Annotated in this window: 6 protein-coding genes, 20 tRNA genes and 3 rRNA genes; 27 read left to right on the forward strand and 2 right to left on the reverse strand. The window is 43.5% G+C overall.

From position 1 onward, the window contains the following. Nucleotides 1–38 precede the first annotated feature (38 nt). The 4 genes from pruA to MKX96_RS06495 all read left to right on the forward strand — a co-directional run bounded on the left by pruA (nt 39) and on the right by MKX96_RS06495 (nt 5422). On the forward strand, nt 39–1586 hold the full coding sequence (gene pruA, locus MKX96_RS06480; protein ID WP_340885899.1) for an L-glutamate gamma-semialdehyde dehydrogenase: 1548 nt from the start codon (nt 39–41) through the stop codon (nt 1584–1586). Between the two features lie 75 nt (nt 1587–1661). After that, complete coding sequence (locus MKX96_RS06485; protein ID WP_340882893.1) at nt 1662–2855, forward strand: ornithine--oxo-acid transaminase; 1194 nt, start codon at nt 1662–1664, stop codon at nt 2853–2855. A gap of 82 nt (nt 2856–2937) precedes the next feature. Then, the gene (locus tag MKX96_RS06490) at nt 2938–4182 is read left to right on the forward strand and encodes a Glu/Leu/Phe/Val family dehydrogenase (RefSeq protein ID WP_169359682.1); all 1245 of its coding nucleotides are present in this window, start codon (nt 2938–2940) and stop codon (nt 4180–4182) included. Between the two features lie 76 nt (nt 4183–4258). Then, nucleotides 4259–5422 (forward strand): iron-containing alcohol dehydrogenase, encoded by a 1164-nt coding sequence (locus MKX96_RS06495; RefSeq protein ID WP_340882897.1) that lies wholly within the window; start codon nt 4259–4261, stop codon nt 5420–5422. Between the two features lie 662 nt (nt 5423–6084). Here MKX96_RS06495 and MKX96_RS06500 read toward each other — a convergent pair. Together MKX96_RS06500 and MKX96_RS06505 are read right to left on the reverse strand one after the other, a co-directional pair. Next, on the reverse strand, nt 6085–7077 hold the full coding sequence (locus MKX96_RS06500; protein ID WP_340882899.1) for a cation diffusion facilitator family transporter: 993 nt from the start codon (nt 7075–7077) through the stop codon (nt 6085–6087). 17 nt (nt 7078–7094) lie between these two features. Further along, complete coding sequence (locus MKX96_RS06505; RefSeq protein WP_340882902.1) at nt 7095–7817, reverse strand: MgtC/SapB family protein; 723 nt, start codon at nt 7815–7817, stop codon at nt 7095–7097. Between the two features lie 559 nt (nt 7818–8376). Between MKX96_RS06505 and MKX96_RS06510 the strand changes: the two genes are divergently transcribed. The 23 genes from MKX96_RS06510 to MKX96_RS06620 all read left to right on the forward strand — a co-directional run bounded on the left by MKX96_RS06510 (nt 8377) and on the right by MKX96_RS06620 (nt 15346). Then, nucleotides 8377–9931, forward strand: a 16S ribosomal RNA gene (locus tag MKX96_RS06510). Between the two features lie 205 nt (nt 9932–10136). After that, nucleotides 10137–13065, forward strand: a 23S ribosomal RNA gene (locus MKX96_RS06515). A 121-nt stretch (nt 13066–13186) separates the two neighbouring features. Next, nucleotides 13187–13302: ribosomal RNA gene (gene rrf, locus MKX96_RS06520) — 5S ribosomal RNA — on the forward strand. Together the 16S, 23S and 5S rRNA genes with 20 tRNA genes alongside form the textbook arrangement of a ribosomal RNA operon. A 38-nt stretch (nt 13303–13340) precedes the next feature. Next, nucleotides 13341–13416 (forward strand) — tRNA-Val (locus MKX96_RS06525). 12 nt (nt 13417–13428) lie between these two features. Continuing rightward, nucleotides 13429–13504: transfer RNA gene (locus MKX96_RS06530), tRNA-Thr, on the forward strand. A gap of 6 nt (nt 13505–13510) precedes the next feature. Further along, a tRNA-Lys gene (locus tag MKX96_RS06535) sits at nt 13511–13583 on the forward strand. 22 nt (nt 13584–13605) lie between these two features. Next, nucleotides 13606–13690, forward strand: a tRNA-Leu gene (locus MKX96_RS06540). 17 nt (nt 13691–13707) lie between these two features. Continuing rightward, nucleotides 13708–13782, forward strand: a tRNA-Gly gene (locus tag MKX96_RS06545). 14 nt (nt 13783–13796) lie between these two features. Beyond that, nucleotides 13797–13885 (forward strand) — tRNA-Leu (locus MKX96_RS06550). A gap of 16 nt (nt 13886–13901) precedes the next feature. Then, nucleotides 13902–13978 (forward strand) — tRNA-Arg (locus tag MKX96_RS06555). A gap of 9 nt (nt 13979–13987) precedes the next feature. After that, a tRNA-Pro gene (locus MKX96_RS06560) sits at nt 13988–14064 on the forward strand. A gap of 17 nt (nt 14065–14081) precedes the next feature. After that, nucleotides 14082–14157 (forward strand) — tRNA-Ala (locus tag MKX96_RS06565). 27 nt (nt 14158–14184) lie between these two features. Further along, nucleotides 14185–14258: transfer RNA gene (locus tag MKX96_RS06570), tRNA-Met, on the forward strand. Between the two features lie 6 nt (nt 14259–14264). Further along, a tRNA-Ile gene (locus tag MKX96_RS06575) sits at nt 14265–14341 on the forward strand. Nucleotides 14342–14353: 12 nt separating this feature from the next. Then, a tRNA-Ser gene (locus MKX96_RS06580) sits at nt 14354–14446 on the forward strand. A 104-nt stretch (nt 14447–14550) separates the two neighbouring features. Continuing rightward, nucleotides 14551–14627 (forward strand) — tRNA-Met (locus MKX96_RS06585). A gap of 3 nt (nt 14628–14630) precedes the next feature. Further along, nucleotides 14631–14706: transfer RNA gene (locus MKX96_RS06590), tRNA-Asp, on the forward strand. A 143-nt stretch (nt 14707–14849) separates the two neighbouring features. Beyond that, a tRNA-Phe gene (locus MKX96_RS06595) sits at nt 14850–14925 on the forward strand. Between the two features lie 8 nt (nt 14926–14933). Then, nucleotides 14934–15007, forward strand: a tRNA-Gly gene (locus MKX96_RS06600). Between the two features lie 6 nt (nt 15008–15013). After that, a tRNA-Ile gene (locus tag MKX96_RS06605) sits at nt 15014–15090 on the forward strand. 4 nt (nt 15091–15094) lie between these two features. Beyond that, nucleotides 15095–15169: transfer RNA gene (locus MKX96_RS06610), tRNA-Asn, on the forward strand. A 7-nt stretch (nt 15170–15176) separates the two neighbouring features. Further along, nucleotides 15177–15267, forward strand: a tRNA-Ser gene (locus MKX96_RS06615). A 7-nt stretch (nt 15268–15274) separates the two neighbouring features. Next, nucleotides 15275–15346 (forward strand) — tRNA-Glu (locus MKX96_RS06620). Nucleotides 15347–15390: the final 44 nt, after the last annotated feature.

Raw genomic sequence — 15390 nt, forward strand, 5'->3', positions numbered from 1 at the left:
GCAAATTTTTTTTGCGTTATAACTTAAGAGGAGGATTTATAATGATACCTTATAAACACGAAGCATTTACTGATTTTTCAAAAGAGGAAAATAAAAAAGCAATAAAAGAAGGTTATAAAATTGTTGATGCTTATTTAGGTCAAGACTTTCCATTAATCGTTGGTGGAGAAAGAATCATTACTGACAGTAAAATCGTATCTTATAATCCAGCTAAAAAAGAAGAAGTAATTGGTAAAGTATCAAAAGCTTCTCAAGAAATTGCAGAAAAAGCGCTTAAAATCGCTGATGAAACATTTAATACATGGAAAAAAGTTAAACCAGAAGTACGCGCTGATGTATTGTTCAAAGCAGCTGCTATCATTCGTCGTCGTAAATTTGAGTTCTCCGCTTTATTATCAAGAGAAGCAGGGAAAACTTGGGTTGAAGCAGACGTAGAGGTTGCTGAAGGAATTGACTTTTTAGAATATTATGGTCGTCAAATGCTACGCCTTAAAGAAGGTCAGCCAGTTCAAAGTCGTCCAGGTGAATACAACCGTTACGACTATATTCCATTAGGAGTATCTGTTGTTATCTCTCCTTGGAACTTCCCATTTGCTATCATGGCTGGGACAACTGTAGCTGCTATGGTTGCTGGTAACACTGTGTTACTAAAACCTGCATCTACAACTCCTGTTGTTGCGTATAAATTTGTAGAAGTATTAGAAGAAGCTGGAATGCCAGCTGGTGTTGTTAACTTCATCCCTGGTTCAGGTGCTGAAATTGGTGACTTCTTAGTTGAGCATCCACGCACTCGTTTAATCAGCTTCACAGGCTCTCGTGACGTTGGTTTAGGAATCGTAGAAAAATCAGCTAAATTAGCTGAAAAACAAATTTGGATTAAACGTACAATTCTTGAAATGGGCGGTAAAGACACAATCGTAGTGGATAAAGAAGCTGATTTAGAATTAGCTGCTCAATCTATCGTAAGATCTGCTTTTGGATTTAGTGGCCAAAAATGTTCAGCTGGTTCACGTGCAGTTATCGTTGAAGACGTGTACGATCAAGTTCTTGCACGCGTTAAAGAATTAACAGATGAGTTATCTGTAGGTATTCCAGATGAAGATGAGCATTATGTAGGTCCAGTAATTGATGCTTCTGCATTCAAAAAAATTATGAGCTATATTCCAGTTGGTAAAGAAGAAGGCCGTTTAATCACAGGCGGAGAAGGCGATGATTCAAAAGGTTACTTCATCCAACCTACTGTATTTGCTGATTTAGCTCCAGATTCTCGTATTATGCAAGAAGAAATCTTCGGACCAATTCTTGGTGTTTCTAAAGCAAAAGATTTCGACGAAGCAATTGAAATTGCTAACAATACTGAATATGGTTTAACAGGTGCTGTTATTACAAATAACCGTATGAACTTAGAAAAAGCACGCGAAGATTTCCATGTAGGTAACTTATACTTCAACCGTGGATGTACTGGTGCCATCGTTGGATACCAACCATTTGGTGGATTCAATATGTCTGGTACAGATTCTAAAGCTGGCGGTCCTGATTATATTCAACTTCATATGCAAGCTAAAACAACTTCTGAAATGTTGTAAAATATATGTATTAATTATTGAAATGGCAGGCAGTTTGATCATGTCTGCCTTTTCAATCAAGAAGGGGGAAAACAAATGTCAGTATCAAGTAAAGTAATTGAACAAACAGAAAAGTATGGTGCAAATAACTATAATCCGCTTCCAATCGTTGTTTCTGAAGCAGAAGGTGTTTGGGTAAAGGATCCAGAGGGTACAAAATATATGGATATGCTTTCTGCATATTCAGCAGTTAACCAAGGACACCGTCATCCAAAAATCATTCAAGCGTTAAAAGACCAAGCAGATCGTGTAACTTTAACTTCTCGCGCATTCCATAACGACCAGTTAGGGCCATGGTATGAAAAAGTAAGTCAGTTAACGAACAAAGAAATGGTTTTACCGATGAATACTGGAGCTGAAGCTGTGGAAACAGCATTTAAAGCAGCTCGTAGATGGGCTTATGATGTTAAAGGTGTTGCTGAAGATCAAGCAGAGATTATTGCTTGTAACGGTAACTTCCATGGTAGAACGATGGGTGCTGTTTCTTTATCTTCAGATCCAGAATACAAAAGAGGATTTGGCCCAATGCTTCCGGGTATTAAACTAATTCCTTATGGTGATTTGGAAGCGCTTAAGCAAGCAATTACTCCAAACACAGCTGCATTCCTAATAGAACCGATTCAAGGTGAGGCAGGAATTATTATTCCACCAGAAGGATTTATGAAAGCTGCACGTGAATTATGTCGTGAAAATAACGTATTATTTATCGCAGATGAAATTCAAGCTGGATTATGCCGCACAGGTAAAATGTTCGCATGTGAATGGGAAGACATGGAACCTGATATGTATATTTTAGGTAAGGCATTAGGTGGGGGAGTTTTCCCAATCTCATGTATCGTAGCTAACCGTGATGTTCTAGAAGTGTTTAATCCAGGTTCACACGGCTCTACTTTTGGTGGGAATCCTATGGCTTGCGCAGTTTCTCTTGCAGCACTTGATGTTTTAATAGATGAAAAGCTTGCTGATCGTTCACTAGAACTAGGTAATTACTTTATGGATGCTTTAAGACAGATTAAACACCCTTCTATTAAAGAGATTCGTGGTCGTGGATTATTCATAGGAATGGAATTGACAGAAGCTGCAAGACCATACTGTGAAGAACTAAAAGAGCTTGGTTTACTATGTAAAGAAACACATGATACTGTAATCCGTTTTGCCCCACCTTTAGTAATTTCAAAAGAAGAACTTGACTGGGCGATTGAGAAAATTAAAAAAGTATTTACTATTTAATATTTGTATCCCACATCGGAAATGAATTGTGTTACAATTATTTCCGATGAAATCATTATGAATTAAAGAGGCGAAATAATAAATGGCTGAAAATCTAAACCTGTTCACATCAACGCAGGCTGTCATTAAAGAGGCTTTGCAAAAATTAGGCTACGACGAGGCAATGTATGATTTGTTAAAAGAACCACTTCGTATGTTAGAGGTAAGAATCCCAGTAAGAATGGATGACAATACTGTAAAAGTATTTACTGGTTACCGTTCACAGCATAACGATGCGGTTGGACCAACAAAGGGTGGAGTCCGTTTTCACCCAGGCGTAACACCTGAAGAAATGAAAGCACTTTCTATGTGGATGACTTTAAAAGCTGGAATCGTTGATCTTCCATATGGTGGAGGTAAAGGTGGAGTAGCTTGTGATCCACGTGAAATGTCAATGGGAGAAATTGAACGTCTAAGCCGTGGCTATGTACGTGCAATTAGCCAAATTGTTGGACCAACAAAAGATATACCTGCTCCAGACGTTTTTACAAATGCGCAAATTATGGCATGGATGATGGATGAATATAGTCGCATGGACCAATTTAACTCTCCAGGATTTATTACTGGGAAACCTTTAGTTCTTGGTGGCTCTCAAGGTCGTGACCGTGCAACAGCACAAGGTGTTACAATTATTATTAATGAAGCAGCTAAGAAACGCGGCATTGATATGATGGGTGCTAGAGTGGTTATTCAAGGTTTCGGAAACGCAGGAAGCTTCCTTGCTAAGTTCTTGAGCGATCAAGGTGCAAAAGTAATTGGTATTTCCGATGCTTACGGTGCATTACATGACCCTAATGGCTTAGATATAGATTATTTATTAGATCGTCGTGATAGCTTTGGAACAGTAACAACTTTGTTTGAAAACACTATTTCTAATGAAGAGTTATTAGAATTAGATTGTGATATTTTAGTACCAGCTGCTATTGAAAACCAAATTACTTCTGACAATGCTCATAATATTAAGGCAAATATAGTAGTAGAGGCAGCAAATGGCCCAACTACTTCAGAGGCTACTAGAATTCTATATGAACGTGGAATCTTACTAGTTCCTGACGTATTAGCTAGTGCTGGTGGAGTTACTGTATCTTACTTTGAATGGGTACAAAATAACCAAGGTTACTACTGGACAGAGGACGAAGTTAACGATAAGTTAGTGAAAAAAATGGTGGATGCATTTGAAAATATCTACGAAGTAGCTTCTACTCGTAATATAGATATGCGTTTAGCTGCATATATGGTTGGTGTACGTAGAACTGCAGAAGCTTCACGCTTCCGTGGCTGGGTATAATCAATAGGTTGAACCGCTTGTATTTTGCAAGCGGTTTTTTATATGATAAGTATTGTAAAGAAAGGGGATAAAGAATATGAATGCATTTTCTTTTTATAATCCAGTCAAATTAATTTTTGGTAAAGGACAATTATCGAAACTACCTACGGAGCTTTCTGTATTTGGAAAAAAAGTTCTATTAGTATACGGTGGTGGGAGTATCAAAAAAAATGGCTTATATGATGAGGTAATGAGCCATTTAAATGAAGCTGGCATGGAAGTATTTGAATTAGCAGGAGTTGAGCCTAATCCTAGACTGTCTACCGCAAAACGAGGTGCCGACCTTTGTAAGTCTGAGGGAATTGAAGTGGTACTAGCAGTAGGGGGCGGTTCTGTAATAGACTGCACTAAACTAATAGTAGCTGCTGCCAAATATGAGGGAGATCCATGGGACTTAGTTACACGTAAAGCATTTCCGAAAGAAGCGCTTCCTTTTGGTACTGTTTTGACTTTAGCAGCAACTGGCTCTGAAATGAATTCCGGTTCTGTTATTACAAATGAAGACACGTTAGAAAAATACGGTTGGGGCAGTCCATTAGTTTTTCCTAAGTTTTCAATATTAGACCCTGTTAACACGTTTACAGTTCCGTTAGATCAAACGGTATATGGAATTGTGGATATGATGTCTCATATGTTCGAGCAATATTATAACAATGGCAATAATACTCCAGTTCAAGATGAAATGATTGAGGGGACTCTACGTACAGTTATAGATGCCGCTCCTAAGCTGGTAAAGGACTTAGAAAACTACGAACTAAGAGAAACCATATTGTTTGCAGGAACACTAGGCTTAAACGGATTCTTACAAATGGGATATAACGGTGACTGGGCGAGCCATAACATAGAGCACGCGGTATCTGCTGTTTATGATATTCCTCATGCTGGAGGATTGGCAATCATTTTCCCAAGATGGATGCGTCATAACCTACATGTAAATCCTGAGCGCTTTGCTAAGCTGGCTGTTAAAGTATTCCAAGTAGATCCTTCGGGAAAAACAACGGAGGAAGTTGGATTAGAAGGCATCGAGAAATTAGCTGCATTTTGGGCTTCCTTAGGGGCACCGAAAAATCTGTCAGATTATAATATAGATGATTCTAATATTGATTTAATGATAGAAAAAGCAATGGTACGTGGCGAGTATGGTAATTTTAATAAGTTAAATGCCGACGATACAAAAGCAATTTTAACAGCTTGCCTCTAACTAATAGAAGAAAGTCATTTATAAAGCCTTGATCTATACTGAAAAACGATGAACAAAAGCACTGCAAATGCAGTGCTTTTTTGAATGATAGGGGATAGGAGAATTCTTATATAAATTGGCTATGTTAAAGGGTAGGGTTGATTTATAATGCAAAGAAATCTTTAAATCAGAGAGTAGAATTGATTTCCGCCCCAGCCGGACGCTTTCCGCGGGGTTAGCGATAAACCCTCACCCATCGCTTAAGCGCGTGGTTGTGAGGTCTTATCTGTCTCACTCATCCCTGCTTATGTCGCCGTCTGGAGCTCCAATCAATAAATGGGAACAGCTTTAGCATCTATAAACTATAAATCGAATCAATTTACTCACATAAACAAAGCTGAAACACTGCCACCAACCCCAATTTCATCATCTATTTATGTTCTTAATAGCCATTTGAATGCTCCTTTTTCAATGTTTACAGTCACTATTAAAAAGAATTGTTAGTCAAAATCAACCAATAGCTTTAACAAAGCTTATAAAATTAACGAGTATTGAAGATTTTGCTTACTTAAGATAGGGGGACTAATAGTAAACCAACTGGATTCGAGACTGAGCACCCTTATTAAAGTAGAAAGATATATAGAAACAAAAAGACATCCAATGAAATGGATGTCTAATCATACTTAGTTATTTTTAGTTTTTAAAACAGTTTTAGTATCTTTATGATGCTTCCAGGTTTTAACTCCATCATCTTCATCAAAGGAGATCGTAACGTCAGATACACCTTGTTGACTTAGGATAAGATTCTTTAGGACATCATGGATATCATCGACTGTTGCAAAGGAAAGTGAGGCATCAACTTCAGCAATTAATGTTACATGTAGATATTCTCCTTCTTTAATAACTTCTAACTGTTGAATGTCTTTAACTTCTTTTACATCTGAAATTACATGTGCAATATGCACTAGCATCTGTTCATCGGTTTCTCCAAGAGCTCCTCTTGCATTATCAAGGAACACTTTACCTACAACATAGAACATCATTAAACCAATTAGGATAGAAGCAATACCCTCAGCTTGTAGAAAACCTGTAAAGTGTGAAATTAATACAGCTACAAATGCAAGGATACCACCTGAAGTAGCAACTAAATCCTCCATAAACACAAGCTTTGTAGCAGGTTTTGCTCTATTTAAGTGTGTAAAGCTTGTAGTGAGGGGGGCAAGGAAGGTTCCTTTAATACCAACTTCATGTAAAATTTCTTTTCCTGCCTTATATAAGACGATAAACTCTAATATTATTGCAATAGCAAGGACGGATAACGTAATTGCTAGCCCACCTGATGCTACTGGGTGCTGTATATGATGCCATCCTTCTTTTATCGTTTCATACGACAAGATTCCTACTAATATAACTGCTCCCAAGCAAACGAGGTTTACCAATCGACCAAAACCATTTGGGAATTTTGGTGTAGGCGCTTTTTTAGAAAGAGCAGAGCCTATAAAGACGAAGAATTGATTGGCTGCATCTCCTATTGAGTGCATCATCTCTGCGAACATTGCTACGTTCCCTGTTAAGAAAAATGCTCCTCCTTTTAAAGCTGCGATAATTGTATTAACAACTGCTGCGATTAAAGATGGTTTATTACCACCCTTTAGTAAAGTGAAAAATTGTCCCATAGATAGTTGCTCCTTTTTTAAATTGATTCTAATTCCAAAGTTTCCACAAATTCCAATTCTGCAATGGAATGATAAAATTCTACCGTGTTTTTCTTAGTTAGAATAGATAATCTGATATGAACTTCATGTTTTATCTCATCATTCTCTAATTTAATATCTTTTATCCGAATACTATCGATATAAAAGCCACAGTCTTTTAAGTAATAGTACATTTTAGATATGCTTTCTTGTTTTAATACAATAACCTTTAATGATAATTCTTTGGATCGTAAGCGCTTCGGACCGACTTTAGATAGAAGAGGAGGGATTACTTCTATACCTATTAGTACGATAACAACGGTAAGGGCAGCTTCCAGATAAAAACCCGCACCTACCGCTATACCTATTCCGCCGGCTCCCCAAATCATTGCTGCCGTAGTAAGTCCACTTATACTGTCGTTGCCCTTGCGTAGAATGACACCTGCTCCAAGAAAGCCGATACCGCTTACTATTTGTGCGGCCAATCGTAAAGGATCCATAGTTATATTTACTCCATCATGACCATGATGTGCTTTGTAAGCTGACTCTATTGATATGTATGTTAGTAAACAACTAAAGGTTGCAATGACGATGCTTGTTTTAAGGCCAATTGGTTTCTTTTTTAATTCTCTTTCAATCCCTATAACTAAACTTAGGGTTGCCGCAAAACCTAATTTTATTAATATTTCACCATATCCGTTTAGATAGGGAATCCAATCCACCGTGGTGCCTCCTTTCATATAGATAGTTAAGAATATGTGGAAATTTTAATCTTATACTTACATACCCAGTTTTCTGCTTAATATCACTTAGAGATAAAAATAGTTTTTTCCAGAAGCCAAGGTAGCATTTATAATAGATAATCCAGTAGTAATAAAGATGTTTTTATAAGCAGGAACTAGTGAAAGTAAGGTAAAACCTTTATAAATCGGTGTTTTTAACGTAAAAGAGAAGGAAAAGATCAAATAATTAAAGAAAAACCTATAAATTTTAATAAAAGGTATTGCTTTTTGTTTTTAATCGTTGTATATTAATACATGTCCTTCAGAACATGTGAGTAACGACTTAAAAGAAGTTAAAAAAATTGTTGACAACTTAACTGAAGCGAGATATACTAATAAAGTCGTCAAAAACAAAACGACACAATGAACATTGAAAACTGAACATGCAAAACGTTAAGACATACAGCATCAACAAGCTTCGGCTTGATTGACGCAAAACAATTTTTGACATCATTTAATGATGATGCCAGCAAAACAAAATGAGCTTTTTAAGTTCTCTATTATGGAGAGTTTGATCCTGGCTCAGGACGAACGCTGGCGGCGTGCCTAATACATGCAAGTCGAGCGGATGATGAAGAAGCTTGCTTCTTCTGATTTAGCGGCGGACGGGTGAGTAACACGTGGGCAACCTGCCCTGTAGATTGGGATAACTCCGGGAAACCGGGGCTAATACCGAATAATCCATTACCTCACATGAGGAAATGTTAAAAGACGGCATCTCGCTGTCACTACAGGATGGGCCCGCGGCGCATTAGCTAGTTGGTGAGGTAACGGCTCACCAAGGCGACGATGCGTAGCCGACCTGAGAGGGTGATCGGCCACACTGGGACTGAGACACGGCCCAGACTCCTACGGGAGGCAGCAGTAGGGAATCTTCCACAATGGACGAAAGTCTGATGGAGCAACGCCGCGTGAGTGAAGAAGGTTTTCGGATCGTAAAACTCTGTTGTGAGGGAAGAACAAGTACGAGAGTAACTGCTCGTACCTTGACGGTACCTCATTAGAAAGCCACGGCTAACTACGTGCCAGCAGCCGCGGTAATACGTAGGTGGCAAGCGTTGTCCGGAATTATTGGGCGTAAAGCGCGCGCAGGCGGTCCTTTAAGTCTGATGTGAAAGCCCACGGCTCAACCGTGGAGGGTCATTGGAAACTGGGGGACTTGAGTACAGAAGAGGAAAGCGGAATTCCAAGTGTAGCGGTGAAATGCGTAGAGATTTGGAGGAACACCAGTGGCGAAGGCGGCTTTCTGGTCTGTAACTGACGCTGAGGCGCGAAAGCGTGGGGAGCAAACAGGATTAGATACCCTGGTAGTCCACGCCGTAAACGATGAGTGCTAAGTGTTAGGGGGTTTCCGCCCCTTAGTGCTGCAGCTAACGCATTAAGCACTCCGCCTGGGGAGTACGGTCGCAAGACTGAAACTCAAAGGAATTGACGGGGGCCCGCACAAGCGGTGGAGCATGTGGTTTAATTCGAAGCAACGCGAAGAACCTTACCAGGTCTTGACATCCCGCTGACCGGCCTAGAGATAGGCTTTTCCCTTCGGGGACAGCGGTGACAGGTGGTGCATGGTTGTCGTCAGCTCGTGTCGTGAGATGTTGGGTTAAGTCCCGCAACGAGCGCAACCCTTGATCTTAGTTGCCAGCATTCAGTTGGGCACTCTAAGGTGACTGCCGGTGATAAACCGGAGGAAGGTGGGGATGACGTCAAATCATCATGCCCCTTATGACCTGGGCTACACACGTGCTACAATGGACGGTACAGAGGGTCGCAACCCCGCGAGGGTGAGCAAATCCCATAAAACCGTTCTCAGTTCGGATTGTAGGCTGCAACTCGCCTACATGAAGCCGGAATCGCTAGTAATCGTGGATCAGCATGCCACGGTGAATACGTTCCCGGGCCTTGTACACACCGCCCGTCACACCACGAGAGTTTGTAACACCCGAAGTCGGTGGGGTAACCCTTTTGGGAGCCAGCCGCCGAAGGTGGGACAGATGATTGGGGTGAAGTCGTAACAAGGTAGCCGTATCGGAAGGTGCGGCTGGATCACCTCCTTTCTAAGGATATATTCGGAATACAGATTTTTATCTGTATCTTAACGTTTTGCAGTTCAGTTTTGAATGTTCATTCTATATGAGCATTTAAAGCTTTTTAACTTGTTCTTTGAAAACTGGATAAAACGACATCAAAAAAAGAAACAAACGCAAGATATTCAAATTGTGATCACTTACGTGATTGCAAGTGTAGTACTTTTAACTTTTAGGTTAAGTTAATAAGGGCGCACGGTGGATGCCTTGGCACTAGGAGTCGATGAAGGACGGCACTAACACCGATATGCTTCGGGGAGCTGTAAGTGAGCTTCGATCCGAAGATTTCCGAATGGGGAAACCCACTGTCCGTAATGGGGCAGTACATTTGCGTGAATACATAGCGCATCTGAGACACACCCAGGGAACTGAAACATCTAAGTACCTGGAGGAAGAGAAAGAAAATTCGATTCCCTGAGTAGCGGCGAGCGAAACGGGAAGAGCCCAAACCAAGAGGCTTGCCTCTTGGGGTTGTAGGACACTCTATACGGAGTTACAAAAGAATGAGCTAGACGAAGCGACCTGGAAAGGTCCGCAGGATAGGGTAAAAGCCCCGTAGTCAAAAGTTCATTCCCTCCAGAGTGTATCCTGAGTACGGCGGAACACGTGAAATTCCGTCGGAATCCGGGAGGACCATCTCCCAAGGCTAAATACTACCTAGTGACCGATAGTGAACCAGTACCGTGAGGGAAAGGTGAAAAGCACCCCGGAAGGGGAGTGAAATAGACCCTGAAACCGTGTGCCTACAAATAGTCAAAGCCCGTTAACGGGTGATGGCGTGCCTTTTGTAGAATGAACCGGCGAGTTACGATTACATGCGAGGTTAAGTTGAGAAGACGGAGCCGCAGCGAAAGCGAGTCTGAATAGGGCGAATGAGTATGTGGTCGTAGACCCGAAACCAGGTGATCTACCCATGTCCAGGATGAAGGTGAGGTAACACTTACTGGAGGTCCGAACCCACGCACGTTGAAAAGTGCGGGGATGAGGTGTGGGTAGCGGAGAAATTCCAATCGAACCTGGAGATAGCTGGTTCTCTCCGAAATAGCTTTAGGGCTAGCCTCAAACGTTAGAATCTTGGAGGTAGAGCACTGTTTGGACTAGGGGCCCATCCCGGGTTACCGAATTCAGACAAACTCCGAATGCCAATGATTTATGTTTGGGAGTCAGACTGCGAGTGATAAGATCCGTAGTCAAGAGGGAAACAGCCCAGACCACCAGCTAAGGTCCCAAAGTATTTGTTAAGTGGAAAAGGATGTGGCGTTGCTTAGACAACCAGGATGTTGGCTTAGAAGCAGCCATCATTTAAAGAGTGCGTAATAGCTCACTGGTCGAGTGACGCTGCGCCGAAAATGTATCGGGGCTAAACAAATCACCGAAGCTGTGGATTGATACCTTTGGTATCAGTGGTAGGAGAGCGTTCTAAGGGCGTTGAAGTCAGACCGGAAGGACTGGTGGAGCGCTTAGAAGTGAGAATGCCGGTATGAGTAGCGAAAGATGGGTGAGAATCCCATCCACCGTATGACTAAGGTTTCCTGAGGAAGGCTCGTCCGCTCAGGGTTAGTCGGGACCTAAGTCGAGGCCGATAGGCGTAGACGATGGACAACAGGTTGATATTCCTGTACCACCACCCCACCGTTTGAGTGATGGGGGGACGCAGTAGGATAGGGTAAGCGTGCTGTTGGTTATGCACGTCCAAGCAGTGAGGTGTGAGTGTAGGCAAATCCGCACTCTGTAACATTGAGCTGTGATGGCAAGGACGTATGTCCGGAGTTCCTGATTTCACACTGCCAAGAAAAGCCTCTAACGAGGTGGGAGGTGCCCGTACCGCAAACCGACACAGGTAGTCGAGGAGAGAATCCTAAGGTGAGCGAGAGAACTCTCGTTAAGGAACTCGGCAAAATGACCCCGTAACTTCGGGAGAAGGGGTGCTCTTTTGGGTGAATAGCCTAGAAGAGCCGCAGTGAATAGGCCCAGGCGACTGTTTAGCAAAAACACAGGTCTCTGCAAAACCGTAAGGTGAAGTATAGGGGCTGACGCCTGCCCGGTGCTGGAAGGTTAAGAGGAGTGCTTAGCGCAAGCGAAGGTGCGAATTGAAGCCCCAGTAAACGGCGGCCGTAACTATAACGGTCCTAAGGTAGCGAAATTCCTTGTCGGGTAAGTTCCGACCCGCACGAAAGGCGTAACGATCTGGGCACTGTCTCAACGAGAGACTCGGTGAAATTATAGTACCTGTGAAGATGCAGGTTACCCGCGACAGGACGGAAAGACCCCGTGGAGCTTTACTGTAGCTTGATATTGAATTTTGGTGCAACTTGTACAGGATAGGTAGGAGCCTTAGAGCCCGGAGCGCCAGCTTCGGAGGAGGCGTCGGTGGGATACTACCCTGGTTGTATTGAAATTCTAACCCATACCCGTAACCCGGGTAGGAGACAGTGTCAGGCGGGCAGTTTGACTGGGGCGGTCGCCTCCTAAAGTGTAACGGAGGCGCCCAAAGGTTCCCTCAGAATGGTTGGAAATCATTCGAAGAGTGTAAAGGCAGAAGGGAGCTTGACTGCGAGACCTACAAGTCGAGCAGGGTCGAAAGACGGGCTTAGTGATCCGGTGGTTCCGCATGGAAGGGCCATCGCTCAACGGATAAAAGCTACCCCGGGGATAACAGGCTTATCTCCCCCAAGAGTCCACATCGACGGGGAGGTTTGGCACCTCGATGTCGGCTCATCGCATCCTGGGGCTGTAGTCGGTCCCAAGGGTTGGGCTGTTCGCCCATTAAAGCGGTACGCGAGCTGGGTTCAGAACGTCGTGAGACAGTTCGGTCCCTATCCGTCGTGGGCGTAGGAAATTTGAGAGGAGCTGTCCTTAGTACGAGAGGACCGGGATGGACACACCGCTGGTGTACCAGTTGTTCTGCCAAGGGCATCGCTGGGTAGCTATGTGTGGACGGGATAAGTGCTGAAAGCATCTAAGCACGAAGCCCCCCTCAAGATGAGATTTCCCATTACGCAAGTAAGTAAGATCCCTCAAAGACGATGAGGTAGATAGGTTCGGGGTGGAAGCGTGGCGACACGTGCAGCTGACGAATACTAATCGATCGAGGACTTAACCAAATTGTTTGTTTCTAAGATGTCAGTTTATTCAGTTTTGAAAGAATAAATTTTTATTAAAAAAACACTTGTAATAATCTACATAGTTGATATAATAAAACTTGTCTTTCAATAATTATTCAAGTCTAGTGATGATGGCGAAGAGGTCACACCCGTTCCCATACCGAACACGGAAGTTAAGCTCTTCAGCGCCGATGGTAGTTGGGGGTCTCCCCCTGCAAGAGTAGGACGTCGCTGGGCTTGCAATAAAAATACATAAAATCACATTTTAATACCCAGGAGGATTAGCTCAGCTGGGAGAGCATCTGCCTTACAAGCAGAGGGTCGGCGGTTCGAGCCCGTCATCCTCCACCATTACTTACTCCTGCCGGAGTAGCTCAACTGGTAGAGCAACTGACTTGTAATCAGTAGGTTGAGGGTTCAAGTCCTTTCTCCGGCACCATTTTCCGAGCCATTAGCTCAGTTGGTAGAGCATCTGACTTTTAATCAGAGGGTCGAAGGTTCGAGTCCTTCATGGCTCATTCACTTTTGTGAAATAAATATGCGGGTGTGGCGGAACTGGCAGACGCACTAGACTTAGGATCTAGCGCCGCAAGGCGTGGGGGTTCGACTCCCTTCACCCGCACCATTTAATTTAATAACCGAGCGGAAGTAGTTCAGTGGTAGAACACCACCTTGCCAAGGTGGGGGTCGCGAGTTCGAACCTCGTCTTCCGCTCCAAAGATTCACTAAGTGCCGGGGTGGCGGAACTGGCAGACGCACAGGACTTAAAATCCTGCGGTAGGTGACTACCGTACCGGTTCGATTCCGGTCCTCGGCACCACTTTTAAGTAACATTAGCGCCCGTAGCTCAATTGGATAGAGCGTCTGACTACGGATCAGAAGGTTGTGGGTTCGACTCCTGCCGGGCGCGCCAATATATATACGGGAAGTAGCTCAGCTTGGTAGAGCACTTGGTTTGGGACCAAGGGGTCGCAGGTTCGAATCCTGTCTTCCCGACCAGTTATTAATAAAAATTTGGGGCCTTAGCTCAGCTGGGAGAGCGCCTGCCTTGCACGCAGGAGGTCAGCGGTTCGATCCCGCTAGGCTCCACCAAATATAAAATTTTCTTTTAAAGTTCCTGGCGGCGTAGCTCAGCTGGCTAGAGCATTCGGTTCATACCCGAAAGGTCGTGGGTTCGACTCCCTCTGCCGCCATCTTAAGGACCTTTAGCTCAGTTGGTTAGAGCAGACGGCTCATAACCGTCCGGTCGCAGGTTCGAGTCCTGCAAGGTCCACCAACATAATTTTTCGGAGGAATACCCAAGTCTGGCTGAAGGGATCGGTCTTGAAAACCGACAGGCGGGTCATACCGCGCGGGGGTTCGAATCCCTCTTCCTCCTCCATCTTATTGTTAGTGGGAAATTATACATAACATCTATGCAAGTAAGCTTGGAAACGGAAAAGTTATTAAATACATAGTTGATTTAAATTTCAACGATTTTATTGTCGCGGGGTGGAGCAGTTCGGTAGCTCGTCGGGCTCATAACCCGAAGGTCACAGGTTCAAATCCTGTCCCCGCAACCAAATGGTCCCGTGGTGTAGCGGTTAACATGCCTGCCTGTCACGCAGGAGATCGCCGGTTCGATCCCGGTCGGGACCGCCATTTATTATTCAATATGTTAGAGATTTAGGATAAGCAAGCAAATCGAGGAAGCAATCGAACGAAAGAAGAAGCGTACTAAAGTACGTGACTGAATGAGTGAGTGAAGCTGACAAAGAGTTGTGCCGCTTAGCGTAAATCGAAGAGGCTCAGTAGCTCAGTCGGTAGAGCAAAGGACTGAAAATCCTTGTGTCGGCGGTTCGATTCCGTCCTGAGCCACCATTTATCACGCGGGTGTAGTTTAGTGGTAAAACCTCAGCCTTCCAAGCTGATGATGAGAGTTCGATTCTCTTCACCCGCTCCAATTAATGGGCCTATAGCTCAGCTGGTTAGAGCGCACGCCTGATAAGCGTGAGGTCGATGGTTCGAGTCCATTTAGGCCCACCATTATTCCGAAGTAGCTCAGTGGTAGAGCAATCGGCTGTTAACCGATTGGTCGTAGGTTCGAGTCCTACCTTCGGAGCCATATATATGGGGAAGTACTCAAGTGGCTGAAGAGGCGCCCCTGCTAAGGGTGTAGGTCGGGCAACCGGCGCGAGGGTTCAAATCCCTCCTTCTCCGCCATATATAAGGCCCCTTGGTCAAGCGGTTAAGACACCGCCCTTTCACGGCGGTAACACGGGTTCGAATCCCGTAGGGGTCATAACTTTAAAAAGACAATCACTTCGGTGGTTGTCTTTTTTATTT

This window comes from Psychrobacillus sp. FSL W7-1493, assembly GCF_038004905.1.
Lineage (GTDB): Bacteria > Bacillota > Bacilli > Bacillales_A > Planococcaceae > Psychrobacillus.

Excerpts from the sequence above, each read along its gene's own strand:
- MKX96_RS06495 (WP_340882897.1), top strand. The coding sequence starts at position 4,259 with ATGAATGCATTTTCTTTTTATAATCCAGTCAAATTAATTTTTGGTAAA.
- MKX96_RS06485 (WP_340882893.1), top strand. The coding sequence starts at position 1,662 with ATGTCAGTATCAAGTAAAGTAATTGAACAAACAGAAAAGTATGGTGCA.
- MKX96_RS06500 (WP_340882899.1), bottom strand. The coding sequence starts at position 7,077 with ATGGGACAATTTTTCACTTTACTAAAGGGTGGTAATAAACCATCTTTA.
- MKX96_RS06490 (WP_169359682.1), top strand. The coding sequence starts at position 2,938 with ATGGCTGAAAATCTAAACCTGTTCACATCAACGCAGGCTGTCATTAAA.